Origin of the sequence: Streptomyces sp. NPDC059455, from assembly GCF_042750115.1 — a bacterium.
Classification (GTDB): Bacteria; Actinomycetota; Actinomycetes; order Streptomycetales; family Streptomycetaceae; genus Streptomyces; species Streptomyces endocoffeicus.
In genome coordinates, this window is the sequence record NZ_JBHYVB010000417.1 from 1 (window position 1) to 3,787 (window position 3,787).

Annotated in this window: 3 protein-coding genes; 1 reads left to right on the forward strand and 2 read right to left on the reverse strand. The window is 72.4% G+C overall.

The window, feature by feature from the left end:
- Nucleotides 1–104 precede the first annotated feature (104 nt).
- Nucleotides 105–1,331: a glycosyltransferase gene (locus ACFXB5_RS53000; RefSeq protein WP_385223153.1), complete on the reverse strand. Its 1,227-nt coding sequence runs from the start codon at nucleotides 1,329–1,331 to the stop codon at nucleotides 105–107.
- Nucleotides 1,332–1,417: 86 nt separating this feature from the next.
- Entirely contained in the window at nucleotides 1,418–2,731 is a 1,314-nt protein-coding gene (locus ACFXB5_RS53005) for a UDP-glucose dehydrogenase family protein (protein WP_385223155.1), read from the reverse strand.
- 263 nt (nucleotides 2,732–2,994) lie between these two features.
- Here ACFXB5_RS53005 and ACFXB5_RS53010 point away from each other — a divergent pair, with 263 nt between their 5' ends.
- Nucleotides 2,995–3,624: a TetR/AcrR family transcriptional regulator gene (locus tag ACFXB5_RS53010; RefSeq protein ID WP_385223157.1), complete on the forward strand. Its 630-nt coding sequence runs from the start codon at nucleotides 2,995–2,997 to the stop codon at nucleotides 3,622–3,624.
- The last annotated feature ends 163 nt before the right edge of the window (nucleotides 3,625–3,787 follow it).

Below are 3,787 nucleotides of genomic sequence, written 5' to 3' on the forward strand. Positions count from 1 at the left end.
GCTCGGTCGCGGGGGGGGGGTCGGGGGGGGGGGGCTGCACCCGGGGGGGTGTGTGCGGGCGGCGCGGGGGGGGGGGGGGCTCCGGGCCCGGGGGGGTCGGGGTGTTATCCGGCGAGCTTCTCCAGGTCGGGGACGGCGCTGTCGATCTCCGGCAGCGCCAGCATCTCCAGCCGCGCCCGGCGGACCCGGGCGCGGCAGCCGTCGTCGGCCAGCACAGCACGGCAGGCGGCGGTGATGCCGTCCGGTGTGGCGTCGGTGATGCGCCGGCCGAGGCCGAGTTCCTCGACCCGCTGTGCGTTGCCGGGCTGGTCGCCGAACTGGGGCAGCACCGCCATCGGTGTCGCCGTGCGCAGCGATTCGCGGATGCTGTTGAAGCCGCCGTGGGTGAGGAACAGGTCCACGGATTCCAGCAGCAGTGGCTGGGGCAGCCGCTCGGTGATGTGCACATGCGGCGGCACCCCGTCGGTGTCCACGGGGATGCCCCCGGTGGCGAGGATGACGGTGCACTCCTCCAGCCGCGACACCCCCTGCACCATGGCGTGCAGCGTGTCCACCGGGTCCGGCATCGGCATCGGCATGGGCGCCGGCGCGGACACGTCCGCCTCGCGTGAGCTGTCGTGGAACATGGGGATCGCGGTGCCGATGGCGGCGAACACCAGGGGCCGGTCGGTGGGCAGTTCCGCGACCCAGCCCGGCAGCACGGCACCGCGGTCCACGTCCACCGTCTGCCGGTAGGCCCAGGTGGCGGGCTGATGACGGGCGAAGGAGAACGCCGGTGGTACGTAGTCGATGCGCCCGTGCGGCACGATCGACAGCGGGTCCTCGGGGGTGGCCAGCCCCTGCCGCTTCCGCAGGGCGTTGAGGCCCGGCAGCAATTCGGCCGGGTCGAAGCTGTTGACGGCCCCGGAGGGGGTGGGCAGCTGGGGTATGCCGAGGGTTTCGGCGATGACACAGGCGCTGAGGTCCATGCCGTCGCGCAGGATGAGGTCGGGGCGGAAGTCCCGTGCCACGGGGAGCACGGTGTCCAGGAGCATCGTGGCCATCGGGCCGGACACGACCTTGCACATGACGCGCAGCATGACCGCGTGCCGCTCGGCTTCGTCCAGGTTGTGCAGACCGGCCTGTCCGGTCTCCTCGGCCAGGACGGAGCCGAGGAAGGAGGACGGGCTGAAGTCGCTGATGGCGCTCGTCACCCGCACCTCCTCCCGTTCGAAGACGGGGACGAGGGCCGGAGTGGTGACCACCAGCACCTCATGGCCGGCCGCCGCGAGGGACCGGGCCAGGGGAAGCTGCGCCCGGCCGTGGGAGGGGCTGGCGAGCGTGGTGAACATAACCCGCAACGCAGGGGCCTTTCTGTGGGAAGGGTCTCGTACGGGAGAGATACGGCGAGAGGTATGGCGAGGGAGGGGCGGGGCGGTCAGCGCGCCATCGCGGGCGTGCGGCCGATGCCCTCACAGCTGAGTCCGGCGCGGCGCAGCCGGTCGGGGTCCAGGAGGTTGCGGAAGTCGTAGACGACCGGGGACCCGAGCAGTCCGGCGACGCGCTCCCAGTCGAGGGCTCGGAACTCCGGCCACTCGGTCAGGACGAGACAGGCGCGCGCTCCCCGGAGGGCCTCCTCGGGGGTGTCCGCGAGGGTGAGCAGATCACTGAGGTCGGGGCGGGTCTCGCTGAGCGCGGGGTCGTAGGCGTGGAGTTCGGCGCCCCGTTCCTTGAGCAGCCGGGCGATGGCCAGGGCCGGTGAGTCGCGCAGATCGGAGGTGCCCGCCTTGAAGGCCAGGCCGAGCACGCCCAGCCGTACGCCGCGCAGCGAGCCGTCGCCCGTGGTGCATCCGGCCACCACGCGCTCGACGAGCCGCCGCTGGTGTTCGACGTTGGTCTCGATGGTGGCGCCCAGCAGCGGGAAGTCCACGCCCGACTCCTGGCAGATCGTCAGCAGGGCGTGGGTGTCCTTGGGCAGGCAGGAGCCGCCCCAGCCGGGGCCCGGCTTGAGGAACGCCGAGCCGATGCGGGGGTCGTGGCCGATGCCCGTGAGCACATCGTCCACCTCGGCGCCGAAGTGCTCGCAGAGCGTGGCGAGGTTGTTGGCGAAGGAGAGCTTCATGGCCAGGAAGAAGTTGGCCGCGTACTTGGCGAGTTCGGCACCCGCGGCGCCGGTGAGCACCAGTGGGGCGTCCAGCCCGGCGTACAGGTCCGCCACCCGCCGCGCCGCGTCCCGGTCCGTGGCGCCGACCACGATGCGGTCGGGGTGGAGGAAGTCGCGCACCGCGTAACCCTCGCGGAGGAACTCCGGGTTGGACACCACGGCCACGTCGGGGCGGTCCAGCAGCGCGGCGACGCGCTCGGCGGTGCCCACGGGCACGGTGGACTTGTTGACCACCACGCTGCCGCGCGGCAGCGCGTCGCGGATCTGGTCCGCCACGGCCTCGACGGCGGCCAGGTCGGCGGCGCCACCGACGCCCATCGGGGTCGGCAGGCACAGGAACACCACGTCGGCGTCGGCGACCGCGGCCCGGGTGTCGCGGATGAACGCGAGGCGCCCGGAGTCCAGTCCCTCCCGGACGAGTTCGGGCAGCCGGGGCTCGAGGATGTCGACCTGCCCGCGCCGGAGCCGTTCGACCTTCTGGTGGTCGGTGTCCGCGCACACCACTCGATGGCCGAGGGTGGCCAGACAGGCGCCGGTGGTCAGTCCGACATAGCCGGTGCCCACCACCGCGACGCGTCGTATCTGCACAGGGGATCACCACTTCTGCTGGGGGTCAGATGCGGGCGCGTGGTGAGGGCGGCGCGGGGCCGCCCGGTCGGGATACGAGCAGGCCGGACACCGTCGTCCGGCCTGGACCGCGCTTTGCGGCGACCAAAGTCACCACGCGTTGACAAAACATAACGCGCCGACCCACAACTTGGTCAACAAGCGATGACAACAGTGGATGACTTCTGGACATGCGAGGCTGAACCGGCAGCATGTACGGCACGGTCCAGGCGGAGGTACGACAAGTGAACCGGGCAAGCGACTCACGGGGGTGCGACGACCACCCCCGCCGTGCCCGCAGATACGACGCGGCGGGCACGCGCAGCGCCCTGCTGGGGGCCGCCGCGCTGCGGTTCGCCAGGTACGGCTACGACGGCTGCAGCGTGCGCGACATCGCCAAGGACGCGGGGGTGGACGCCGCCCTGGTCTACCGCTATTTCGGCTCAAAGGAGGCGCTGTTCGACGCCGTGTCGACCAGCAACGGCCTGTTCGAGCCGCTGCGCCATCTGCCGCTGGACGAGGTGTCGGCGTGGATCTGCGATGTGGTCTCCATGGGGCCCACCGAGGAAGAGGCCCCGCATCCGCTGCTGACCAAGCTGCGCTCCTCCAGCCGGGAGGAGACCGTCGGGCGGCTCCGCGAGGAGGTGACCGAGGTGTTCTCGGAGGGGTTCGCGCGGCGTCTGGAGGGCGAGGACGCCGAACTGCGGGCCGAGTTGCTGGCGGCGTGGCTGATGGGCATCACCCTGCTGCGCCTGGCCATCCGCTCACCCGCGCTGGCCGCCACGTCGGACGACACCCTGCTGCGGTTCCTCCGGGCGGGTATCGACCCGCTGCTGGACGCGGACTGCCCCGGGGGCGGGAGCGAGGACGGCTGACCTCTCCTCGCTCCGTCCCCGGGGCAGGGAAGCCGCCATGGCGGGGCCCACGGGGTGTCCGGCGGGCCGCGCGGCGGAACCGCTTATCGATGCGACCCGCCCCCCCCCTTCCCGCGGCAGCGATATGCGGCTGCGCCGCGTGGCAGGGGCTTCGCCCCCGGAC